This window comes from Alteromonas sp. Cnat2-8 (assembly GCF_022348355.1).
GTDB lineage: Bacteria > Pseudomonadota > Gammaproteobacteria > Enterobacterales > Alteromonadaceae > Alteromonas > Alteromonas macleodii.
Genome location: NZ_JAKREX010000003.1, coordinates 251,591 through 275,768, shown reverse-complemented (window position 1 = coordinate 275,768; position 24,178 = coordinate 251,591). Strand labels below are relative to the sequence as shown.

The following is a 24,178-nucleotide window of genomic DNA, read 5'->3' as shown; positions in this document are numbered from 1 at the left end:
TATGACAACAGCAACTCCCATAACGCACATTGTAGTAGTTGGTGGCGGTAGCGCAGGGTGGCTAACGGCTGGTCGTATTGCAGCGCAACATCAATGCGCTACCCGCAAAGACATTAAAGTAACCTTAATAGAAAGCCCCAATGTGCCTATTATTGGCGTGGGCGAAGGCACCTGGCCAACCATGCGCTCAACACTAATTGCATTGGGTATTAGCGAAACCACTTTCATCAAAGAATGCGACGCCACATTCAAGCAAGGAGCAAAGTTTGCTAAGTGGACCACTGGTGAAGAGCACGATTTTTACTACCACCCTCTCATGCTGCCCCAAGGGTTTTCGCAAACAAATTTAGGTCCCTACTGGCAGACTGTAGCACCAGAATTAAACGAGTCTTTTTCCCATGCAGTATGTGTTCAGGAAGCTATATGCGAAGCAGGTTGTGCACCTAAAAGCATACGCCACGCAGAGTTTGCAGGCACCGCTAACTATGCTTATCACCTAGATGCAGGAAAATTTACCGCCTTTTTAACCAAACACTGCACTGAAAAACTAGGTGTACACCATGTGCTGGCCGACGTTAACCGCATCGAAAGCAGCAATAACGGCGATATCAAAGCCCTTCAAACCAAGCAAGGGGTAACAGTAGAAGGCGACCTCTTTGTTGACTGTACCGGCTTCAAATCTATGCTGCTCGGCGAACACTACAAGGTGCCGTTTATTCCTTGTGACGATGTACTTTTTATCGACCGAGCATTAGCAGTACACGTGCCTTATGACACCCCGCAAAGTCCTATTGCATCCCACACTATCTCCACCGCACAAGACGCCGGTTGGATTTGGGATATCGGTTTGCAGTCACGCCGAGGTGTAGGCCACGTCTATTCCAGTAGGCATCAGAGTAAAGATGACGCCTATGCTCGCTTAGACACATACGTTCGCCAAACCAGCACGTTAAACGGCATAGATGGGATAAACGTAAAAGACATTACTATTCGAAGCGGACACAGGCAGTACTTTTGGCAAAATAACTGCGTGGCTGTTGGGCTAGCGGCGGGCTTTCTAGAGCCGTTAGAAGCTTCAGCGCTTGTACTGGTAGAGCTGTCTGCCTCAATGATCGCCGAACAGTTGCCAGCAAATCGAGCCGTAATGGATATTGTGGCAAAGCGCTTTAATGACACCTTTTCTTACCGTTGGCAGCGAATTATCGACTTCTTAAAGCTGCATTACATGTTGAGTAAGCGAGAAGACAGCGCATTTTGGCGGGACAATCGCGATAGTCATACTATTCCGGATTCATTGAAAGAATTACTCGCTCTGTGGCAATACCACCCACCTAGTGACAAAGACTTTACCAGCAACAACGAGGTATTCCCCGCGGCAAGCTATCAGTATGTCCTGTACGGTATGGGGTTTACCTCAGATTTAGGCGCACATCAGCAATGGGTTAACGCCGACTTTGCTAAGCAACAGTTGATGCAGAACAGAAAAGCTCGCGGCATGGCGGTGGAGAAACTGCCTAAACATCGCGAACTTATTAATAAAATTCACCAATTCGGCCTGCAGGCCGTTTAACGTAAATCAATAAGCAGGGCCTACGTATGACTCACATGGTTGCCATTAATAATAAACAACATGCAGATTTGAAAGTAACCGACGATGCATTGTCACTCAGTGCCAATCAGCACCTTGTTCCTGTGGTGGTCTCTGAGCTAAACAAGCTAGTGGTGCATTATCCCGTGGTGATCACCAAGTTTGACGACTCAGGACAATTTGGCTTATCTGCCTTGCTAGGTTTTGAAGAAAAGGAAAACCTATTTTGGCAGCAAGGTGAATGGGATGCGGTTTATATTCCGGCACAGTTTGAACGCCTGCCTTTTTATGTAGGAACGGAAGCGCAAAGCGCTGACAGCAGTAACCGGGTGCTGTGCATTGATATGGATAACGCTTCAGTAAGCGAAGAAAAAGGCACACCGCTTTTTGATAACACGGGAGAGCCCAGTAACTACCTGTTAGAAAAGCAGCAGATCCTTGCTCAGCTTCTTGACGGTGAAACGCAAAATCAACGTTTTATTGCCGCGCTGCAACAGCACAACCTTATCACACCATTCACCCTAGATATTACCTTTGAAAACGAAAGCAAAACGTCTATAACAGGGTTATATACCATTGATGAAGATAAGCTAGCGGCGCTTAGTGCTGACGCGATTGCTGATTTGCATGCACAACACATGCTGCAAAGCATTTACACGCTCATAGCGTCAAACGCACAAATCTATGCCCTTATCGACAAAAAGAACAAGGCGAATAAAAACGCAGACGCATGGTTTCAAACTACGAATTGATTAAGGTTGGTGAGCAAGCCACACCGATTGTTGTTATCGATGGTTTCATACCAGACCCGCTGAGTTTGGTAGAAACAATTGCTCAACACCACCCATTTACAAAACAAGATGGCGACTTTTATCCGGGGGTGAGAAGTCACCCGCCCCAGGAGTATGTCAAACACCTACATACCTCGCTTCCGTTGTTGTTTAGCCAACTTGCTTCGCATAATGGGCTACAAGATTTTGGCGTGGAAAAGCCGCTTCAAATACCCCTAGTGCAACTTTCCATAGCCAATCAAGCGCCGAAAAGTTTATCGCCCATTCAATGTATTCCGCACATCGATACGCAAAAGGATAATGAATGGGCATTGGTGCACTATCTGTTTAGCGCGCCTTTGGGCGGTACTGCATTCTATCGACATATTGAAACGGGGTTAGAGCGGGTTAATGCCGCGCAATACGAAGGCTATTTTAAAACCTTAAAACGTCAAGCCACCAGCGTAGGGTTACCACCTAAAGCGTACATAAACGGTGATACCGCCATGTTCACCCAAATCGCCCGTATTGAGCCTATGTTTAATCGCGCCGTGTTGTATCCAGCCAACTTGCTGCACAGCGGCTGTTTACCTAACGATATTTCGGATTCTGCTGATGTGAAAGAAGGCAGGCTAACCGCAAACGCCAGTATCACGTTTAAAGGGTAAAACGCTCAGCCCTAATAATGAGGGCTATGAAAACTTCAGATAGCGATTTGCGATAGCTGCCTTTGGTAGTGCTCGTTACGTTACTGCAATTTTAAGATAGACGACTAATTCATTAGTGAAAGTGTAATAGACGCGATTTCATCCGTGCCCGTTACGGTTATTGGTGAAGTCAGGCTATCAAAGGTAAATGGAATTTTCTCATAGCTTCGACCACCGTGTTCTCTCGCCACTTCAACGTGAAGTATTAACGACGAAGAGTTTGCGCTTTTTCCAAAATCATCCAATCCATCCCACTGTATGTGCAAGGGCGCGTTTTTCTTTGTAGCCCCGGCAAACCCATCGACTAAACCTTCATTTTTCCGACCCACTCTTCGCCACCATGTGCGCAGCTCGCCTAGCCATCTTTCGCTAGTGCCGCGAAGCGCCAAGCTTTTTACTAGCCGGTTCTTTTCGTCGCTTATCCACACGCTTACGTAAGGACCGCGATAATCTGCAATGTCAAATAGCGGTAAGGTGATATCAATTGAGATGGCGTGGCCATTTTTTTCAGCCTTGTTTTTACCCGACGTGCGAGCCGTATAGGCGTTGCTGGTAAATACCCTGCCATTTTCATCAATTAACTTCAGCGCTAGTGATGGGTTCGCGTTAACTAACTCCATGGCTTGCTGCGCTGTTTTGGTTGCCGAAAAGTGTGCTAACAACATGGCTTCAAATGCGTTATCCGCCACTGATATGGCTTGAAACTTGGCGCTAGGCCAACCGTCACTGTGGCTTAACACGCCTTTTTCTAGAGACGCCAGCTTTGAAGTAGAAAGTACTGGGCGTTGCCACGGCCTGATGAATGCAATGGTACTTGGATTACTAACAGCGTCCGTTGCGCGGCCATTTTGAATTACAGCCTCTTGCGCCACGGTCCCCTGCCAACTAAAACCTTGGTTCGACGCGTGGGTTTCTAGCCCTTGCGCGCTAATGTGGTAAGAACGAATATTAATTGATGTCAGGTAGTTAGCAATACGATCTACGGCAAGAGAAGCTGTGAACTCGGATAAATCCCACTTGATAGGTGACGCAAATGCCACGCTGTTATCGTCATTAAAATTGACCTCAGCAATGCGTGCCACACGAGCAAGACGTCTCACTTCGCGACGTGAAAGGTCATGCTTACCTTGAACATATTCGGCCCAATAGTCATAAAGCGCACCGTTGCGGCAGCTTATGTTACCTTCAGTCCGATTAAACCAATCCTCGCACCGCTTAATGGCACTGTACAGCCACGCCGGAAGTGTACCTTCGTAACGTTGATTAATTTCGCTAAGCGCACTCGTTGCGTTTGATTTATCTAACGTTTGATAGGTGTCTTTAATCAGTAGATCAATATTCTTTTGCTCAATGGCGCTAAGTGTCTGCTCTTCGTACAGGGTTATTTCTGTGTTAAGCGTGTGGGAGGTTGCTTCTGGTGATGGTGCAGGAAACACATACAACTCGGCCTTAACAGCATAGCTGGCGGTAAATACCGCCAGATATAAAAGGAAACGCCCAACCATTATTCGCTGACTTGTGCAGTGGTGGTGTCACTTTGCTCCTGCTGACGTGGCGCAGGCGCTGGATCAGCTAACGTTAAGTAGCCATCACCATTAGTGTCGTAGCGATGAAAGGCATTAAACCCAGACACCATGTACTCTGAAAATGTCATTTTGCCATTCTCGTCTGTATCAAGAACTTCAAAGCGAACGTAAGTTTGCTTAATTTGTCCTTCATGAGTTTTCTCAATCTGTGCATCCAGTCTGTCTTCAAACTCAAGCACATATTCTTGCTCTGTGAGTTTGTCGTCACTGTTTTCGTCTGTACGCTGGAATTGCGCTTTGCGAACGGCGTGAAACTCTTCTTTTGTTACCTTTTCGTCACCGTTTTGGTCGTATAAGGTGACAAAGCCTTCAATATTGTGACTGGTCGGCATGCGCAACATAGGGCGCTGTACTAGCTCAGGTTTGTCATCTTTTTCCTCTGACGCCGAGCGACGGGGTGCTGGCTCAGGGTCGCCCAGTGCAACAACACCATCATTATCACTGTCCATACGCGAGAAACTTCGCTCACCCACCGCATTGACTTCATCAATAGTAATGAACTCGTCATCGTTGCTGTCAACAGCATGGAAACGTATGTGAGTTTGTTTTACCGATGCTTTTCTGTCTTCAGCTAACCGTTTTTCTACTTTGCCTTCCCACTCATAAACATATTCACTTTCATCAAGTACACCGTCTTTGTTGGTATCAGACGCATTGAAGCGAGCACGTCTGGCATCAACGAACTCTTCTAATGGAAGTGACTCGTCTTTGTTCAAGTCATAGGTCAATATAATGCCGCTGGCGCTATGTGGTGCAGCTACTGCCGAAGCGCTAATACAAAGCGCAGATACAACGGCTAAACTTACTGTTTTAAACATAATTATCTCCTTGTACCCTTGTTAATTAGTAGGCTTCGAATGAAAGTGTGGTGGTGTAGCTATAAGTGGGCACGTCTGCACCATCAGGCGCGTCGGTACGCAGTCTTACTTGCATCAAATAGACATCTTGTGCTGAAGGAGTAAATGACGCTTGCCCTTTGGCATTTGTCGTTAATTTTTCTACATCAGATTCTTCGGCGAACTGATCTTTTCCTTGGTACACCGAGACTTCATGATCGGTTACAGGCTTACCGTTAAACAGAACTTTGAAATTAAAACTCTCGTTGGCAAACAAACTGTTAGGGTGATTAATTGCCACGATCTCTAAGCCGTCGTTTCTTGGCGCTAACGCCTGTTCACTTGGCCCTTTCTTCGTTACGTACGTTGTTGCAAACGTAACTGATTGAAAGTGCTCTTTTAGTATCGCACCTTCAGGTAGAGGCTTTTCATTACCTCGCATAGAGCCACGCTCACCGTCCTTTTCATACACGCGAAAAATTGCCCCCATGCGTTTTCCGGTTGAAAACTGGTAAGTCCCTTCTTCCTCTAAAGTGTGCTCAAGAACATTACGGGTAGAAAGATCGACAATCTTCTCCACACTCACTAGCTTGCCGCTAGGGGTAACCACTTCAAACGATGCATTCGTAATTGCCGCTTCTGGTACAAAAAATTGTTCTGCAAAAGATGCATCCAGCGTGACTTTACCGCCTCTAACCGGTTCAAACTGAAGCGGTTTTAGGTAAGCCACGTGGGCTAGAGCAGCGCCACTGAAGCAGCTTGCAATAAGCAAGGGTAAACTGATGAGCGTGTGTTTTTTCATGGTTTTTTATTTTCTAGTTGTGTAAAAGTGAAATCATACTATTGCAAATGATAATAGTTATCAATAGTATTACGGTCGATTTTTGACGCACGAAGTGTCAAGAAATCGCTTTGACAGGCGCGATTTAAGAAAAATAAAAATGATATCAACCGACGCAAACAGGAGGCTTAGCGTTGATACGAAATACTAATTATTTGCACTTTTATTAAAAATTGGAAAAAACAATGAAATTTAAACGCTCAACGGTAGCTATTTCGCTTGGCTGTGCGCTAACACTTCCTGCCCTAGCTCAACAATCAGAATTGGCAGTTACAAAGGCCAAAAGTGAAGAAACCCTGACAACGACTGTCGAAACCGTGCTGGATGCACAAACTCTGTCAAAGCGCTCAATTACAAATATTGAAGATACCGCTCGCTATATCCCAGGAGTACAAACTAATGATACGGGTAACCGTTTCGGTAACGATGGCTTCAACATTCGCGGCTTGGAAGGAGACGCCGTAGCAGTAACTGTAGATGGCGTCGGTCAAGGCGAAACGCTAAACCCAAGCTCATTCGCCGCTTATGGAATGTATGGATCGAGCCGCGGCGAAATTGAATTGGAACACGTAAAAGCCGTCAATATCACTAAAGGCCCAAGCGCTGTCGCGCAAGGACCAGGCTCCCTTGCAGGCTCAGTTACCTACGTGACCAATGAAGCGAGCGACTTTTTACCTGCCACTGGTGATGCTACAGGCGTTAAGTTGAAAACCGGTTTTGATGCACGCTCTGACGAATGGCTAGTACACGGCACCGTCGCTAACAGAACGGGTAACTTCGACTCGCTATTGCAATACACAATGCGCGACAGTAGCGAAACAGAAGCCCACAGCCATGGTGAGAATATCTCTGGCTCAGCACGTGGTCAGGCTGACCCGATGGATAATCAAGTCGATGCAGTTTTACTTAAACTTGCTTATAACTTTTCCGAGCACCAGCAACTAGGCTTTGTTTACGAAAAAACGGACAGAGAAACGAACGGCGTACCTCTTTCTCGCCAAAGTGACTCTTATTTTGACTTCACCTCAGCGGATGAAAATAACCGCGAGCGAATTGGGCTTTTCTTTAACAACGAAAACCTAGGCCTAGCGTTTGCTGACAGCATAGATGTGACATTGAACTATCAAGAGCTGTTTTCATCGGGTGTAACCAGCTTTCTTTACGGCAGTGCAGACGGCGACGCTATATTGCGTACCGAGGACCGCAATTTCAGCCAGGACTCATTGAGTTTCAATGTTGATTTAGCCAAATCAATCACCGGAGAATTTAACCATGAGATTATTTATGGCTTTAGTTATCAAAAGGTGGACGCAGAAGCGGTGATGTTCGACCGCAGGTTCGCTGGACAAACCGCGGACTCGCCTATATTAGACGGCTACCCTATTCGCGACCAAAGCTTCGTTCCAGAAACCGAAAAAACGTTAATTACAGCCTACCTAGCTGACACGGTTGAACTTAGCGAGCAATTAAGCGTAAACCTTGGACTTCGCTACGATTCCACGGAATATACGCCTACTGTAGACAGCACATTTTCAGATCCCACAGGATTAAGTATCACAGACAGCGAATTTAGTGCGGTGGTAGGAGAGATTGGTGCTACCTACGAATTCGTAAAAGGCCACTCTATAAATGCCCGAATTGCCCAGGGCTACCAAGCGCCTACGCTCCAAAGCTTGTATTTTGGTACAAACTCAGGCGATGAAGTCACCGATATCATAACTGGTAACACGTTTATTGACCTTGACCGTATTGCCAACAGTGAACTCGATGCTCAAGAATCGACTAACTTTGAACTCACCTATATTGGTGATTTCGAGAACGGAAATGTCAGCGTGTCGGTGTTTAGAACTGAATACACTAACATGATTCAAGACGAGACTTATTCAACGCCTTATGGCACTGAAGTAACTACCGTGCAGTGCGGTCGCTTCGGTTGTGAAACCGTAGTCAATACTGATGATGTATTCACGCAGCCACAAAATACGGGCGAACTGACTGTTGACGGTTTTGAAGTTACTGCTAATTACAATTTTACAGATAACATTGCGGGTCGTTTTGCTTATACAGCATTGGACGGTACCTACGACACCGCGTCTGCTTTTAACAATGCGGGGGACGACTTAGAAACCGTATCGCCAGATACCGCAACAGTTGGACTAGGCTACGTATCTGATGAAGGTGATTGGGGCGCAGAACTTGTCGCAATTTTGAGTAAAGGGGTAGAAGAAAGTACTCAACTTAGCTACACCTCGTTGAACAACGGTGCAGGTCCATCGCATACGCCTGCAGGCTATGCTGTTTTCGACCTGCTCGCCTACTACGACATTACTGAAAACCTGCGCTTTACCACGGCGATCTACAACCTTACAGACAAAGAGTATTACCGCTGGGAAGTACTTAATAGCGTAAGAGACGGTACTGGTGGTTTCTTTGGCGGTGTGAGCGGTAATGGATACCAGCGCTACTCAGAGCCAGGCAGAAGTATTAGTGCCTACGTCACTTACCAGTTCTAATGTAACCAAAGTGCAGGCCATACTTAGCTCAACTTAGCCAAGTGGCCTGCTATTCACTCAAGTATTCTCCCATGAATGTTTATGAAAGTTTGTTCACGAAAATGGGTGATCGAAAGTTCCTGTTCAAACGTTTTCTCGCTATCTCTCTTTTTAGGACTTTCACTATGTTTGGACTTTTTAAAAGCAATCCAACCAAAAAGATGCGGAAGCAGTATGACGCCCTTCTTGAAAAAGCCATGCACGCGCAAAGAAACGGTGACATAAAGACTTATTCATTGCTTACCGCCCAATCAGAAAAACTGTGGAAAGAAATAGAAACACTGGAGAAGAATACACAAGGAACATAAATGCTAGGCGCTTGCACATTGCGTGTGACCGAATACTAATACGTGATGTTTACACCTAAGGCGTAGCGCGCCCCTGCGTCTTGCACAAGCAAGAGATGATTGCTGAATCGGCCGCGCTTATGCACGGTTTCGTTAGTAATATTGATACCTTCAAAAAATACAGAAACCCTCGGGCTGAACTGGTATGAAAGGCTCATATCCCACTGCTTGTAGGGGCTAACAAAGGTAGGCTCGGTGCTTTGGGTTTGGTTCAGCGATTGCAAGAACCCTTCTCGCTGGTTCCAGGCCACCCGCCATTGCAGCGCGTTTTTTTCATAAAACAGCACCATGTTTTTGGCACCCGACAACCCTGTAAGTGCGAAGGTTGAACGGATATTGGCGGTGTCTAATTCAGCGTTGCTGTCTACAAAGCTCGCATTGGCCTGAATTCCCCACCCTGACTCGCCAAACAAATGCTGTACTGCTACCTCTACCCCTTCAACCGTTGCAGACTCACCGTTGCTAGGAGATATTACGGAAAACTGCGCTAACGCATCAGCATCATCAACCGCATTTGGATCTGTGCCGGTGCTAGGGTCAGTCACGTTATTAAAGGTTTGTGTACTGCTTTCATTAACAATGAAATTATCTACCGTTTTTCTAAAGTAACCTGCCGATATATAGCTATTTTCCTGGTAGTAATGCTCAATGGCCAAATCAATGTTTTTTGCCTCAAAGGGCAATAGCTGTGCGTTTCCGATACGCGCCCGCAGATCACCACCTTGTCGCGTGGTGGTGTAAGTTACGCCCGGCGCCATCTGTTCTAAGGTTGGGCGGGTGATACTGTGATTATAAGCCGCGCGAAATACCCAACTATCTAACCAGCTGGCTTTAACGCTCATGCTAGGTAAAAGATTTGTGTAGCTTGACGATTTATCAATATTTACCGAGGCGCCAAACTCTTGCCCCAGTTCGGTTTGGTCTAAAATAACTAACGCCGATAACTGCTCATCGACACCGCTTACCTTTACATCAGTATATTCAGCACGTAGCCCTGCATGCACATCGATAAACCAAGGCGCGTAGTCCTTTTCAATAGCGGTTTGAATATACCCCGCATACACTGTTTCTTTAACAGCGAAAGAGCTTCCCCGTGTTTCAGCGGCTAGACTGACATCTCCAGCGTTTTCCAAGTAACGGAATAATGTATCACCGTCGTGACGCAGCCACTGATGAGGTATGTTCTCATGCCCGCTAATCGACCCAAGAAAATCGTCGCCTGCGTCAAATATGGTTTGGAAGCTATCGGGAATATCTGGTGCATCAAAATAGCCGCAAAAGCTGCAGTGTCTTGCGTCTGCTTCGTTGTCTCTTCTTTCGTTGGCTTTTTCGCGCTGAGTTAATGCTCCACCAACGTCAATTTTGCTAAACCAGTTTTCATCCCCAAGCACACTTACATTGATTTTAGCTTGCCCTATATCGTCATCAATACTCCACCCTCTGCGCAACATCACGTGGGAACGGCCGTTGGCTGGATCTAAGTAATGGGACACGCCAACCGGCTCCCCCAAGGCATTTACCTGACGGGGGTTGGCTTGTTCAAAGCCCGATATTGCAGGCAATATATTCGACTGACGATGATCGAATGAAGAGCGATTTAGATAACCGATAAGCGAGAGAGAATTACCCTCTCCATTGTTGTCATCGACATTGGCCATTGAGTAAGACAGATCAGCATCAACAATTACGCTATCGCTTGCGATGTAGTTCGCTGCAAAACCGAAGCTCCTCAAAGTCGATGAACGGTTAAATGTGCGCGCGTGAAAGTCGGTGGCATGCCCGCTATTTTGTGAAAAAGCCACCGCCGTGCCGTTTTCATCCACCGTAACATCTTCAAGGTTGCTCGATGTAAACCAATGTCCCATTGAGGTTGCCGAGGTTTCAACATCAAATGTTGACCCCAGATAATCGGCCGTAAGCTCGAGCTTGTTGTTAGGTCGATATTGTAAAACGAGCGCAGACCCCGTACGGGTTCTATCGTCAAAGCGTACTCTTTGATCGTAATTCCTGGGTACATATAGCGTAGAAACGTCATCAGAAAGCTCACTTTCAGGTACGTTAGTATTTACCAACCAACCATCAATTTGCGCTTCTTCTAGTCGCGCTTGACGCTTGTGTTGAGTAAAAGAGGCTAGAATGCCAAACGAGTTATTCAAATAAGTGTTGCTGAACATAGCAGAGGTAGAAGGCGCATATTGTTGCGAGTTAGTATCGTACTGCACTTTGATGCTGCCAGCCGCCCGCATTCCCTTGAAAGAAAGAGGTTTAGCGGTGTGAACATCGATCGTAGCGCCGATGCCACCTGACTGCATAGTCGCCTGGCTTTGTTTGTGCACGGTAACACTGCTGACAATCTCAGAGGCCAGTGTATCAAAGCTGAATTCGCGCCCGAGCTTATCGGTTGCCATAGGCCTGCCGTTTAATAACACCCGATTAAATTCCGGCCCAAACCCCCTCACTGTAACAAGTTGACCTTCACCTTCTGCGCGGTCGATAGATACGCCAGAGACACGCTGCAGCGCTTCTGCGAGGTTTTGATCGGGAAACTTGCCCATATCCACCGACTGAATAGTATCAATGATGACGTTCGCGTTGCGTTTGATCCCCACCGATTGAGCAACACGCGCTCGTAATCCCCTTACTTCAATGTATTCAATATCGTAACTACCTTGCTCGTCAGGTACGGTTACCAAGCTATCGTCTTGTGCGGTAATGGCGTTAAAAAGACGACCAAGCAAGTGATTGTTTTCATCACTATCGCTAGCAGGCACTATTTTTATTCGGGTGTTATCGACAATATCAGCACTCAGGCCTGTACCAGCCAAAAGCTTTTCTATTGCTACTTGCGGGGTATAGTTACCACTTACTTCATTTGCAAAAATATGCCTGACTTTGTTGAAGGGGAAGACTACGGTCAGCTCGGCTTGATTGGCAAACGCGATGATTGCCTCGTCTGCACTTTGTGCAGGAATAGCGAAATCTATTGCGGAGACCTGCGATGTATTCTGTGTAATCACTTCTGCTTGTTGGTGGGGCAGCACTGACTGCGCAATAACAGTGTGACTTGCGCCGAACGACATCATGCACAGTGCAACCGTTAAAGCTTTAGGCTTAAAAGGCAGCATGATTATTGTGTCGAATGGTTCACTTGCCACAGGCATATTTGGTTTTACGCTATTGTTATTATTGATTATTAGAGTGTGTGATGCGTCTGCGTCACCCTACACGTTATTGTTGGTGTTGTTTTAAACTAGCGTCGCATTATATACAACCCATTAACAAATTTAATTTTTGAGCGATAATGTTGAAAATACTGGGGGAAAATAGCGTGGCTGTCGTCTTAGTCAGTAACAACGATAAAAAATAACAATATGCCCATAGAAACAGCCATACATAATGCCTATATGTCGGCGCGCGGCTCGATGGCCAAAATGCTATCGCGCCTTGTGCCGCCTAAAGAAGTGGATGACATACTGCAGGATACGTATGTTCGCTTGTGTCAGGCGAAATCTACCGAGCATATTAAAGAGCCCAAGTCGTTTTTGTTTAAAACCGCAAAAAACTTGGCCTACGATCACTTGAAGCGTGCAGAAACACGCATGGTAGACGACAGCGTAGAGGTTGCAGCAGCACTGGAAAGCGCAATTAGCGGTGTTGAAGATGAAACATTTCACAACAACGCCACCCAGCAAGAGTTTAAGTTGTTTTGTGACGCAGTGCGCGCCCTTCCCAAGCAATGCAGGCGCGCATTTGTATTAAAGAAAGTGTATGGCTACTCTCTTAAAGAGATTGCCCAAGAATTAGAGATAAGCGAAAAAACCGTGGAAAAGCATATTGCTGAAGGAATAAAAAGATGCACTTTGTTTATGCGACGACAAACGACGTCGCATACACGGCCGAATGCTTATCAAAGTGGTGGGCAACACAGTACGGCGGATGTAAAGAGAGACGCCCATGAATAGTTTAACAAACGAAACAAAAAACGCTAAGTCAGACACCAATAGCAACGTTGTACAGTTTAATAGCGATGAGCGTGTGCTTGATGCCGCTAGCGAATGGCTAGTGAAACTCGACGAAGGGCTTGATGCCGAAGAAATGCAAGCGCTAAAAACATGGCTTGCAACGCCATTGCATCGAGACACCTTCCTCGAAATGGTAGCCTTGTGGGACAAGATGTCGGTGCTTAGCGAACTGGCTGAAATCGTACCTCATACACCTGAGCCTAGCGCCAAACACAAAGCAAATAACACCGTGACTTGGAAGCGCCCGCTGGCCATTGCTGCCTCGTTTTTAATGGTTGGGCTGTTAAGTTATCAGGGGCTAAATTTATTCTCGCCGTCTAACCAAACCGAACCTGTTGCACAAATGGCAAGCTACTCGTTACAAGCTTCGACCAAACCGGGCGAGCACAAGAGCATTAGCTTAGAGGACGGCAGTACACTATGGCTTAATACCAACTCTCAAGTGAACATCGCTTTTACTGAAACCTCACGGATTATTCAGCTTGTCAAAGGTGAGCTTCATATCGAAGTGGCGAAAGACAAATCCCGCCCGCTCAATGTACTTGCAGCCGGTAAAGCCATACAGGCGGTTGGTACTGCTTTTAATGTGCAATATCACCGCGGCGACCTTGAACTGGTAGTTACCGAAGGCGTGGTAGAAGTCGCCAGCTATACACTTAACAAAGCGAATGGCGAAAGCATTATTGATCCAATTATAAAACCGCAGGCTCAGCCACTGACGTTAGTTCAAGGTGAAAAATCGCTTTTATCTTTGCCTAACAGCACCGTTGAGACCGTGTCAGATGAAGATATCGCGAATGATTTAAGCTGGCGTGAGGGCAAGATTGTATTTCGCGGCGAGCCATTAATTGACGTGATTGAAGAAGTAAGCCGATATACGGATAAAACGGTTGTTTTAGGTGATGCTGCGCTTGCTAACATGCAAGTAGCAGGGCTATTCAACACCAATGATGTAGACGCGCTTATTGCCGCCCTTGCCGACAATTTACAGATATCTACAGACTACTCTAGCGACACTATTGTCCTTCGCCCCCGTTAACAGTGGGTTTGCTCATAAGTTCTTACTTAGCTTTATTGAGCTACAAACTAAACACAAAGCGCGTTCTAAAGCTTAACTCGCGCTTTTACCAACTCCCCCTTACAATGACGCCTTATACCAGTCGGCAAGCATTGGTATGATAGATAAATGCATCAAACAATAAGGCGTCTTTGATATGCAAATAGGCAGTACTTTAACGGCAATTAAGCAGCTCACTTCCAGGCTACTATTTCTGGCCACCTGCGCGGTGCTATCTAATACAGCTTTCGCCATTGAAGCTGGCCAATATTACTATTTCATTTCTGACAAGTGCGTGGCTAAAGGCCCTCAAACGCCCGAAGAGCGAGGCGCCGTAACCCCAGATGTTATGCTATTTGAAGTGGTACCTGCGGGGATCAGCGACTACTACGTAAACATGAATACGAGCGCACTGATTCACTATACAGAGGAAGGGCAAGCGCACCTTTCTTCAATGGAAGCAGAGCAGGCCTATACTGCTGGTAAAGCACCGTCGAAAGACAGCCTTAGAAAAGATGGCAATGCCATCCAGCACGACTTCATGCTGCAGCGCGAAGCAATAGATTTAAAAACCTTGGTAAACACGTTAAATGGTTTTTCCCAGCTGCAGTCTGATAAAGGCTACTTTTTTAAGAAAATCGTAGGCCTTTCTAACCCCGATGCTAAATTTAAAGCCATTACCCGGGTTCGCTTAAGCGATATGGGTTACGACAATCGCATGATGCTAACAAGCTACTCCAGCGACTACTTTATGCTGGATGAACAAGGTAAGGCCTCTAACACAGCTTTTATTACGGTAGATCACGGCGCAGCGCTACGCAATTCACTGCACGACACCAACAGCCCGTACGCCATATTTACCAAAAATTCAGTATGCGGTGAAAAGTGGGAGCCCGGCAATTAACAAGGTAATTAGCTAGGACATACTTTAAACGCTTGTTGAATGGATCGGGCTTACTTCGGCTTTAGCGGCTTTGGTTTTAAAAGGCTCTGGTTTTAATTACTACGATAAAGCGTTTTAATAAGGTGGTAGCCGAAACGGGTCTTCACCGGCCCGTGTACTTTGAGCACGTCTTTTTTAAATACCACATCGTCGAAGGCTTTTACCATTTGGCCTCTACGGAATTCACCAAGATCGCCGCCACGCTTGCCCGACGGGCATTTAGAATGACGCTTTGCTAACGTCGCAAAATCCTTACCCTTTTTAAGCTGCTCTAAAATAGAAAGCGCTTCTTTCTCTGTTTTAACCAAAATGTGAAGTGCGGATGCCGTTGCCATGCCTCTTCCAATATTGAAGTATTAATTATTGCAGTATACCGTATAATGCGACACATCTTGGATGTTTCAACATTATTATATCAATGGAGTGGTATGCGCCAGCTTGTAATGTTACTTTGTTTTTTACATCTCACATTTGCGGCGGAGGCTGACCAGCCAAAAAATGTGATTTTTATCCTCGCTGACGACTTGGGCTGGAACGACACGTCAATCTATCAACATAATAAGTTCTACGAAACGCCGAATATAGATGCTCTAGCACAAAAAGGAATGACATTTACTCAGGCATTTAGTAATAGCCCATTGTGTTCCCCGACTAGAGCTTCTATCCTCACGGGCCAGACACCTGCTCGACATGGTATTTTAAATCCGAATATCGAGACGCCTACAGTTAGGCTTACTTCATCTGAACGTAGCAGTGGTCCCCGAAATCAATTATCAACCATTCCCCTAACAGCCACTCGTCTTGACACATCACTTCCTACTCTGGTCAAGGTATTAAAGAACGAGGGTTATCACACGGCGCATTTTGGAAAATGGCATTTAGGCTCTTCGCCATATAGCCCTCTCGAACATGGTTTCGATATAGACATTCCGCACTTCAGCGGCTCTGGCCCTTACGGAGGTTATCTTGCACCTTGGTCTTTCGCTCCGAATTTAACGCCCGAAACAGAAGAGGAACATATAGACATCCGTTTAGCTAAAGAGGCAAAAAAGTGGATTTTGAACAATCACAGTCGAGGTCCTTTTTATGTAAATTTCTGGCCATTTTCGGTACATGCTCCCTTTAACGCCAAGCAGGATGTTGTGGACCACTTCATTAACAAGCGCTCCCCTTTTAACAGCCAACGAAGTGCAACTTACGCAGGAATGGTAAAACACTTCGACGATGCTATCGCTATTTTATATGACGCGTTAGAAGAGGTTGGAATTATAGATGATACTATCATCGTGTTTACATCGGATAATGGGGGGAATATGTATGATGTACTGGGCGAGATTCATCCAACAAGTAACTTTCCTCTTCGCAGCGGTAAGGCGACGCAATATGATGGTGGCAGTCGCGTACCTACATTCATAATATGGCCAGGCCTCACTCAGTCAAACACCTTATCCAATCAACCTATCCAATCTGCTGACTTTTATCCTACTTTATTGAGTGGGTTAAACGCAGAAATGCCGAAAGGACATATTGTAGATGGTGAAGATATTCGCCCAATATTGCGTGGTGACACCTTATCGCCCAGACCTATTTTCACATATTATCCCACAATGCCTCGCGTTCCCGATTGGTTACCTCCTTCCGCTACAGTCTTATACGACGGTTGGAAACTAATAAAGACATTTTTTTACGGTGACAAGGAAGAACATAGGTACGCCCTTTATAATGTTGCAAGTGATGTAGAAGAAGCCCGTAATCTAGCGAATGAGAGGCCAGATAAATTAATAGAATTAGACAGTATTTTATCTGAATACTTAGTATCCACAAATGCCTCTCTGCCTCTCGAAAACCCCGACTATCAACAAGGAACATTTAGCTTTTACAGCATCGGAAAACCTGCAGACCAATATCTACTCCCTGAAGAACAGACATCGAATAACCTATCCCTAGATTTATCGATATCAAGCCCCCTCGCAAATGCTGGAGACAAGCTTTTTGCATCATGGGATCTATTGAATGGAAGTGCTTCCTCAAGCGTCAGTTATCGCCAATTCATGGGCCCAGACGTAACAACCGAGGCACAGAATAATGGTTTTAGTTTCACGGTACCAGAAGTGGATACTGCTCAATTTATCAGCTTTGCGTTCATTGCTAAAGACCACGAAAAGACAGTTAGAAAGCAACTGAGCGTTAAAGTTTTGCCCGTGAATGTTGCACCTACGATCGGTTTGTTACATACAACTATCACAGCTTCAAAAGGCAGCAGATTAACCATTAACTACACTGTGAATGATGTTAATAAAGATAAGCTCTACTTGAGGGTTCAAAGCGATGATTTATCTATCGACGAGAATATCAGTATTGCACGACCTGTTTATTATCTCGATATTCCTGCCTCATTTACTCAAAACCAAGCAGACATAAATTTTACTGTTTCCGATGGACTCACTTCAAACTCTAGTGCATTACGGATTACTCTTTCCGAAGCTCAGGGCGGAGGCTCTACAAATAACGGTGGAATACAAGAGAGTAGAACAGGAGGAGGGAGTATTATTATGCTAATTCCAATCCTGTTAATTGCTTTAGGACTCAGAAGTTTGTCTTATTCGCTACTCAAAAGCTGAAGTAGCTTAGTTTGAGATAGATTTTAATTGTAGGAATGTTAAATAAGCCACTAGCGCGAATAAAATGTTGATAATACCAGAATTCGACTTAGCCCAAGCGATAGGAATGCTGAGTTTTGCGCTTGGCATTTTGTGCTTTTATCAGCGTGATGATCAGCACCTGAGAATAATGATGGTGGTGATGAATTTAAATCACGCCCTGCATTTTGCGCTACTTGGTGCCGTAACCGCATGCTTAAGTGCCTTGCTTTCAGTGGTAAGAACAGGCATTTCGATTAAAACCCGTTCTCGCAGTGTCGCCTATCTATTTATATTAATATCGCTAGCAGCCGGGCTGTATTTGGCCGAAGTTTGGTACGATTTATTCCCTATTTTGGGAACGTGTATAGGCACTTATGCCTTGTTTTGTTTATCGGGGATCCGCATGCGTTTAGCGTTTTTGTGCGGTGCAATATGTTGGCTAACCAACAATATTATTGTCGGCTCTATTGGCGGCACCTTGCTTGAAGCTACGTTACTGGCAGTTAATAGCTTCACCATTATTCGCTTGTACAGAGGGCAAAAAGCACTCGGTCAGGCCTGATTCCCAATCTATGCCAGACTATGCTCCCAATCTACACGCCTTGATTGCCCAAAGTGAATGAATTGCTATACGCACACTGTATTGGAAGCTTTCAAGCAAATATTACCGAATGACTAGAAACGCCTTATTCAAAACGAAAGTGCAAACAGACTCGTTACTGACGTGTGATAGTCCAGTGACATAGCGACGGATAACAGCGTTATATTAACAATGGAGAAACCAAAAACACGTTTTGCCCAGCCTTCTACGTTGATGTCGGGTCTGTATCCGCGCAGCGCCATCAACAGCCACCAAAGGCTTGTTGCGAAAGCTACTGTTAAAAAGCCAATCCCCGTATAACCGCTAAGTGGAAGCAGCATTACAACTAAAGCAAATAACGCAATATGAAGAACAATATGGCGTTTTGCTTTCGCGATACCTTGCGATACAGGCAATACTGGAATGCCAGCCGCCTTATAGTCGTTATATCTAAAGATAGCGATGGCATAAGAATGGGGCATTTGCCAAATGCTGAATATACCCAGCAAAATAGCCGCAGCCATATCAAACTGACCGCTCGCGGCGCAATAACCGACTACGGGCGGAACGGCCCCCGACAAACTGCCAACGAAGGTGCCATACACAGAATTTCGCTTCATATACAGGCTGTAAACACCCACATAAATGACGTAGCCAAAAGCGGCAAAAAATACGGCAGTAAGGTTGGTGTAAAGCGCTAACAAGCCAAACCCTGCAATACCCAGCACAGCACCGTGCAACATCGCAGTAAGTAATGGTAACTCGCCTGTTACCGTAACCCGGTTAGCCGTGCGCTGCATTTTGCCGTCGATATCTCGGTCAATGCAGTTATTAATGACACAACCTGAAGCCACCACCAGCGATAAACCGATGAGCGTTGCGAGCAATAGCCAATAATCTATATCGCCACGGGACGCGAGCAAGAAACCGCCCGTTACCGAAATAGCATTGCCCATAATAATGCCGGGCTTGGTAACTGAGAGGTAACGTTTATAAGTAGAGGTCATGGGTAAAATCCAAATTTAGAACGCGCCCATTTAGACACGTATCAAGGTGTACTGAGAAGCCCCAATGTTGCCCCCAAAATAGGTTGCACCAATAGAAGGGCGAAACATGAGGGCTTAACGTACTTACCGCGATGAATTAATCACATTGAAAAGCCTGACATGATCGTCAGGCTAGACCACGCATATACAGAGATTTGCTAATACATCATCATGGCGTTTGATTCGTAGATGATCCAAACGGATAATCCAACCACCATGAAAATAATAAGCGCACTGAATAAGAATGAAAACGTATTGGCTCTGCCTTCTTCGGTAACAAAGTTAAGGTGCAAAAAGTATTTAAGGTGCACCCACATTTGAACCAAGCCCAAAGTTACCACGCTCCAAATCGTAGTAACTTTAGATAGGTCGCCATTCATCACTAGGGTGAACGGAATAGCGGTAAGTACCACAGATAGAATGAAGCCAATAATATAAGACTTCACATCGCCATGTGCGTCATCACTATTGTGGGTCGATGAAGCGTGACCGTCCGTATTTGAAGCTAATTTTGCATCGTGTAACGCCATTACATTGCCCCCATTAAATACACTACGGTAAATACACATATCCATACGATATCGAGGAAGTGCCAAAACAGACTTAAGCAACTAAGTCGAGTAACAGTTTGCTCACCTAGACCTCGGCGGGTTACTTCAATAAACATGATTGTCATCCAAATAAGGCCCGCTGTAACGTGCAGTCCGTGCAGTCCCACTAACGAGAAAAACGCCGTTAGAAACGCACTTTGCTGCGGCCCGTTGCCATGCTCAATAAGGTGATGAAATTCGTACACCTCCATACCAATAAAACACGCACCCAGTGCCCATGTCACCGCCAGCCAAGCAAGGGCGCCTGACTTGTTTTGTCGGTGAGCACATATCATGGCAAAGCCAAAGGTAATGCTGCTTAAAAGCAGAGCGGCTGTTTCAACTGCAACAAAGTTGAGCTCGAAAATATCTTTGCCAGACACACCGCCCGCCGTATTCATAAACAGCACGGCATAGGTGGCAAAGAAAGAAGCAAACAACAAACAGTCGGTCATTAAATACAACCAGAAACCAAACACGGTGTTGTTTTCATGATGTTCTTCGTGTGCGTGTTCATGCGGCATTGATGCGGCGCTTGATGTTGCAATAGTACTCATGAGCGACCTCCCACTGTATTGGCACTTAAGTGCGTAGCTTCAACTCGTTCAACCTCATCTACCTGCACGTAGTAATCAACATCCGAGGTATAGCAACGCTTAATAAATACTCCTATTCCTGCCACTAAACCGACAACAGCAAGCCACCAAATATGCCAGATAAGCGCAAAGCCCATTAGAGTAAAGCTCATGCTCATGAAAACTCCGGCTGAAGTATTTTTTGGCATATGAATAGGTGTGTATTTTTCAGGGCGTTGATACGACTCGCCGCGCTCCTTCATATCCGTCCATGCATCAATGTCTTTGATGTGAGGAATCTTGGCAAAATTGTAAAATTGAGGCGGTGACGCCGTTGACCACTCTAGCGTGTGACCATTCCACGGATCGCCCGTTGTATCGTTAAGTTTTTCTTTGTTTTTGAAGCTTACAAACAGCTGAAGTAGCTGGAAGAAAATACCAATTGCTATAACAAACGCACCAAATGCAGCAATGTATAACCAGATATTCCAGTCAGGATTGTCGGTGTGATTTAAGCGGCGTGTCATACCCAAAAAGCCAAGCACGTACAGGGGCATGAACGCCAAAAGAAAACCAATTTGCCAGCACCAAAAGGCTGCTTTTCCGGTTTTTTCGTCAAGCTTAAAGCCCATGGCTTTCGGGAACCAAAAAGCAAAGCCAGCCAGATAGCCAAATACCGCACCACCAATAATGGTGTTGTGAAAGTGCGCAATGAGAAACAAGCTATTATGAAGTACGTAGTCAGCACCTGGAATAGCAAGTAACACCCCTGTCATGCCGCCAATGGTGAAGGTCACCATAAAGCCTAACGTCCACAGTACAGGCACACTCAATATTAAGCGACCGCGATACATGGTGAATAGCCAGTTAAACAGTTTCACGCCCGTGGGTACGGCAATAACCATAGTCATAATGCCGAAGAAGGCATTCACATTGGCGCTTGAACCCATGGTAAAGAAGTGATGTAGCCAGACAATAAAACCAAGAATGGCAATGGCACCCGACGCATACACCATCGACTTGTAGCCAAACAGGCGCTTAGCGGTAAACGTAGATATAACTTCTGAAAAAATACCAAATGCAGGCAGTACCAGAATATAAACCTCAGGGTGTCCCCACGCCCAGAATAGGTTGATATACATCATCGAGTTACCACCGGCTTCATTCGTGAAGAAGTGGAAGTCCATGTAGCGGTCTAGGGTTAGCATAGCCAACACAGCCGTAAGAATAGGGAACGAAGCAGCAATCAGAATGTTCGCCCACGTACAGGTCCATGTGAAAATAGGCATTTGCATTAACTTCATGCCGGGCGCACGCATTTTAAACACGGTAACTAAGAAGTTTACGGCGGTTAGCAGCGTACCGAGTCCGGATATCTGCAGGGCCCATATATAATAGTCGACGCCAACCCCGGGACTAAACTCCAACCCGGCTAGCGGCGGATAAGCAACCCACCCTGTTTTTGCGAATTCACCTAAACCCAAAGACACATTTACTAGAATTGCGCCACCTGCGGTCAGCCAAAAACTTAAGTTATTTAAAAATGGAAACGCCACATCGCGAGCACCAATTTGTAGTGGCAAAATGATATTCATCAACCCAATCATAAACGGCATCGCCATGAAGATAATCATGATAACGCCATGGGCCGTGAAGATTTGGTCGTAGTGCTCTGGCGGTAGATACCCTGGCGCACCATTGGTTGCCATTGCAAGCTGAGTACGCATCATAATGGCGTCGGCGAAGCCACGCAGAAGCATGATCATTGCCAACACAATGTACATAATTCCAAGACGTTTGTGGTCGACAGACGTTATCCAATCAAACCACAGGGTTCCCCACTGTTTGTGCTTGGTGATAAGCATGGCAATGAGCACACCCACCACTGCCACAACAGCAAGTGTCACCATAATAATCGGCTCGTGATAGGGCACGGCCTCAATAGATAATTTACCTAATAAAGACATGGTTATTGTGCATCCTCTTGGTGATGGCTGTGTTGCATTTCAGGCATGGCGTGATGTTCGCCCATGGCGGCATTTTCCGGCTTGTTGTAGAAATCCATAGAGCCGTGATCTTTCATGTATTTCATAACGATGTTATGAAATAGACCGTCATCGACTTTGCTGAAATAGGTCACCGGATTGTTTTCGCTTGGCTCAGCAAGCTGCTCGTAGGCACCTGACGTTAACGATGTTTGCGACTGCTTAACGCTGGCAACCCACGCCTCGAAGTCATCCTCGGTAGGTGTGGCAATAGCGTTAAACTTCATTCCAGTGAATCCCGCACCGCTGTAATTTGAAGAAATGCCTTTGTACGTACCTGGCTCGTCGGCAATAAGATGAAGCTTGGTTTCCATTCCCGCCATGGAATAAATCTGGCTTCCTAGCTGAGGAATAAAAAACGAATTCATGGTGCTTTCAGAAGTAATCTTAAACGCAACGGGTTTATTGGCTGGAAACACCAATTCATTGACCGTTGCGATACCTTGTTCAGGATAAATAAACAGCCACTTCCAGTTGAGCGAGACTACTTCGACAGTAAGATGCTCTCCTTGACCTTCTAGCGGTGCATAAGGGTCGAGTGCGTGAGTAGAGCGCCAGGTGATCACACTCAACGACACGACAATGAGAATTGGAATGGACCACACCACCGCTTCTATTTTGGTCGAATGTGCCCATTTAGGGGTATAAATTTCGAAATCGCGACTAGCGCGATACTTCCACGCAAAGTAAAGCGTAAGAAAAATAACGGGAACAACAACAATCAGCATTAGGATGGTGCAAAGAATAATCAGATTCTTTTCATCCATACCCACTTGCCCTTTAGGGTCAAGCACGCCACCGCTGCAACCGGCCAACGTCAGCCCTGCACCAGCAGCAATTAAAGTAAAAAGGTTACGAATAGACAAAACAAGTTCCTATAACCCACAAGTTAAACGGCGATGACTGGGCCGCTTAATAGAGAATGGCAGCGTTACAGCATCGAAAAACACACCGGTAAAGCTTTGTCACACATACTGCGCAACGCTTTCGGCGTTAGATAATCAAATCGGAGACGTTTAACTAAAAAGTGGGGGCGCTCTACTGCCAACCGTCTGAACAAAAGGCTGGGGGAATGTAGGGCAAAGGTAAGGAATAGGTCGGCGCTGTTTTGTTATTTGCGCCTTTGCTATAGCCGTGGCTTTAACCAAGAGACCAACTAACACTAATGCAATGGTGGGAACAATAAATTGCGAAAGCGTGTGATTGGCCAGTGCAATGAAAAAAGGCTCTACAACCAAACTTTCATTAAACGCACTGACAAATTCTGCCGAGTCAGCCAAGGTACCACTGATAACTAGCGCAATGTTCAGCAGTAACACCAGATTAGCCAACCACAGCATAGCGCCTACACCACTGGTGTAGTTTATTGCGGGTCTAATCGAAGAATTCAGTTCGTCTAAAAAAACGAAAGAACGTGGTGCCATATAGAATGTAATGCCTTACAAGAACAA

At 45.7% G+C, this 24,178-nt stretch carries 21 protein-coding genes; 10 read left to right on the top strand and 11 right to left on the bottom strand.

Going from position 1 to position 24,178, the window contains the following annotated elements:
• The first annotated feature begins 1 nt into the window (after position 1).
• The 3 genes from MHN00_RS09055 to MHN00_RS09045 are packed head-to-tail and all read left to right on the top strand — an operon-like array spanning position 2 to position 3,026.
• A complete protein-coding gene (locus MHN00_RS09055) occupies positions 2 to 1,570 on the top strand; it encodes a tryptophan halogenase family protein (RefSeq protein WP_239300956.1) in 1,569 nt (522 codons plus the stop codon).
• Between the two features lie 26 nt (positions 1,571 to 1,596).
• Positions 1,597 to 2,340, top strand: a complete 744-nt coding sequence (locus tag MHN00_RS09050; protein ID WP_014951249.1) for a SapC family protein — start codon at positions 1,597 to 1,599, stop codon at positions 2,338 to 2,340.
• Positions 2,319 to 3,026, top strand: a complete 708-nt coding sequence (locus tag MHN00_RS09045) for a DUF6445 family protein (RefSeq protein WP_239300955.1) — start codon at positions 2,319 to 2,321, stop codon at positions 3,024 to 3,026. Before MHN00_RS09050 ends, MHN00_RS09045 begins: the two co-directional genes overlap by 22 nt.
• A gap of 104 nt (positions 3,027 to 3,130) precedes the next feature.
• Here the strand turns inward: MHN00_RS09045 and MHN00_RS09040 are convergent, their stop codons facing one another.
• Genes MHN00_RS09040 through MHN00_RS09030 form a run of 3 tightly spaced genes read right to left on the bottom strand, consistent with a single transcriptional unit; the run spans position 3,131 to position 6,289 of the window.
• Positions 3,131 to 4,570 carry a DUF2271 domain-containing protein gene (locus MHN00_RS09040; RefSeq protein WP_239300954.1) on the bottom strand — a complete coding sequence of 480 codons (1,440 nt, stop codon included), beginning with the start codon at positions 4,568 to 4,570 and terminating at the stop codon, positions 3,131 to 3,133.
• On the bottom strand, positions 4,570 to 5,469 hold the full coding sequence (locus MHN00_RS09035; protein ID WP_239300952.1) for a calcium-binding protein: 900 nt from the start codon (positions 5,467 to 5,469) through the stop codon (positions 4,570 to 4,572). The genes MHN00_RS09040 and MHN00_RS09035 overlap by 1 nt, the downstream gene beginning before the upstream one ends.
• 25 nt (positions 5,470 to 5,494) lie before the next feature.
• Entirely contained in the window at positions 5,495 to 6,289 is a 795-nt protein-coding gene (locus tag MHN00_RS09030) for a DUF4198 domain-containing protein (RefSeq protein ID WP_239300951.1), read from the bottom strand.
• A 224-nt stretch (positions 6,290 to 6,513) separates the two neighbouring features.
• Between MHN00_RS09030 and MHN00_RS09025 the strand changes: the two genes are divergently transcribed.
• Together MHN00_RS09025 and MHN00_RS09020 are read left to right on the top strand one after the other, a co-directional pair.
• Positions 6,514 to 8,841, top strand: coding sequence for a TonB-dependent hemoglobin/transferrin/lactoferrin family receptor (locus tag MHN00_RS09025; protein WP_239300950.1), 2,328 nt, complete (start codon positions 6,514 to 6,516; stop codon positions 8,839 to 8,841).
• Positions 8,842 to 9,005: 164 nt separating this feature from the next.
• On the top strand, positions 9,006 to 9,188 hold the full coding sequence (locus MHN00_RS09020) for a DUF6435 family protein (protein WP_039229326.1): 183 nt from the start codon (positions 9,006 to 9,008) through the stop codon (positions 9,186 to 9,188).
• A 35-nt stretch (positions 9,189 to 9,223) separates the two neighbouring features.
• On the opposite strand, the gene MHN00_RS09015 is transcribed toward MHN00_RS09020, so the two are convergent.
• Positions 9,224 to 12,388, bottom strand: a complete 3,165-nt coding sequence (locus MHN00_RS09015) for a TonB-dependent receptor (protein ID WP_239300949.1) — start codon at positions 12,386 to 12,388, stop codon at positions 9,224 to 9,226.
• A 210-nt stretch (positions 12,389 to 12,598) separates the two neighbouring features.
• Here MHN00_RS09015 and MHN00_RS09010 point away from each other — a divergent pair, with 210 nt between their 5' ends.
• The 3 genes from MHN00_RS09010 (at position 12,599) to MHN00_RS09000 (ending at position 15,210) form a co-directional block, all read left to right on the top strand.
• On the top strand, positions 12,599 to 13,189 hold the full coding sequence (locus MHN00_RS09010; RefSeq protein ID WP_039229032.1) for a sigma-70 family RNA polymerase sigma factor: 591 nt from the start codon (positions 12,599 to 12,601) through the stop codon (positions 13,187 to 13,189).
• Positions 13,182 to 14,288, top strand: coding sequence for a FecR domain-containing protein (locus MHN00_RS09005; protein ID WP_239300948.1), 1,107 nt, complete (start codon positions 13,182 to 13,184; stop codon positions 14,286 to 14,288). Before MHN00_RS09010 ends, MHN00_RS09005 begins: the two co-directional genes overlap by 8 nt.
• 175 nt (positions 14,289 to 14,463) lie before the next feature.
• Positions 14,464 to 15,210, top strand: a complete 747-nt coding sequence (locus MHN00_RS09000) for a hypothetical protein (RefSeq protein WP_239300947.1) — start codon at positions 14,464 to 14,466, stop codon at positions 15,208 to 15,210.
• Positions 15,211 to 15,302: 92 nt separating this feature from the next.
• On the opposite strand, the gene ppiC is transcribed toward MHN00_RS09000, so the two are convergent.
• The gene (ppiC, locus tag MHN00_RS08995; protein ID WP_012520075.1) at positions 15,303 to 15,584 is read right to left on the bottom strand and encodes a peptidylprolyl isomerase PpiC; all 282 of its coding nucleotides are present in this window, start codon (positions 15,582 to 15,584) and stop codon (positions 15,303 to 15,305) included.
• A gap of 57 nt (positions 15,585 to 15,641) precedes the next feature.
• Here ppiC and MHN00_RS08990 point away from each other — a divergent pair, with 57 nt between their 5' ends.
• A complete protein-coding gene (locus tag MHN00_RS08990; RefSeq protein ID WP_239300946.1) occupies positions 15,642 to 17,870 on the top strand; it encodes a sulfatase-like hydrolase/transferase in 2,229 nt (742 codons plus the stop codon).
• Positions 17,871 to 17,934: 64 nt separating this feature from the next.
• Positions 17,935 to 18,453, top strand: a complete 519-nt coding sequence (locus MHN00_RS08985) for a YgjV family protein (RefSeq protein WP_101566352.1) — start codon at positions 17,935 to 17,937, stop codon at positions 18,451 to 18,453.
• 128 nt (positions 18,454 to 18,581) lie between these two features.
• On the opposite strand, the gene cyoE is transcribed toward MHN00_RS08985, so the two are convergent.
• The 6 genes from cyoE to MHN00_RS08955 all read right to left on the bottom strand — a co-directional run bounded on the left by cyoE (position 18,582) and on the right by MHN00_RS08955 (position 24,151).
• Complete coding sequence (cyoE, locus tag MHN00_RS08980; RefSeq protein ID WP_239300945.1) at positions 18,582 to 19,478, bottom strand: heme o synthase; 897 nt, start codon at positions 19,476 to 19,478, stop codon at positions 18,582 to 18,584.
• A gap of 197 nt (positions 19,479 to 19,675) precedes the next feature.
• Entirely contained in the window at positions 19,676 to 20,047 is a 372-nt protein-coding gene (gene cyoD / locus MHN00_RS08975; RefSeq protein WP_239300944.1) for a cytochrome o ubiquinol oxidase subunit IV, read from the bottom strand.
• Positions 20,047 to 20,664, bottom strand: coding sequence for a cytochrome o ubiquinol oxidase subunit III (gene cyoC / locus MHN00_RS08970; RefSeq protein WP_014977735.1), 618 nt, complete (start codon positions 20,662 to 20,664; stop codon positions 20,047 to 20,049). The genes cyoD and cyoC overlap by 1 nt, the downstream gene beginning before the upstream one ends.
• The gene (gene cyoB / locus MHN00_RS08965; RefSeq protein ID WP_239300943.1) at positions 20,661 to 22,649 is read right to left on the bottom strand and encodes a cytochrome o ubiquinol oxidase subunit I; all 1,989 of its coding nucleotides are present in this window, start codon (positions 22,647 to 22,649) and stop codon (positions 20,661 to 20,663) included. The genes cyoC and cyoB overlap by 4 nt, the downstream gene beginning before the upstream one ends.
• Positions 22,650 to 22,651: 2 nt before the next feature.
• Positions 22,652 to 23,593: a ubiquinol oxidase subunit II gene (gene cyoA, locus MHN00_RS08960; protein WP_239300941.1), complete on the bottom strand. Its 942-nt coding sequence runs from the start codon at positions 23,591 to 23,593 to the stop codon at positions 22,652 to 22,654.
• Between the two features lie 150 nt (positions 23,594 to 23,743).
• Entirely contained in the window at positions 23,744 to 24,151 is a 408-nt protein-coding gene (locus MHN00_RS08955; protein ID WP_014951265.1) for a hypothetical protein, read from the bottom strand.
• Between the last annotated feature and the right edge of the window lie 27 nt (positions 24,152 to 24,178).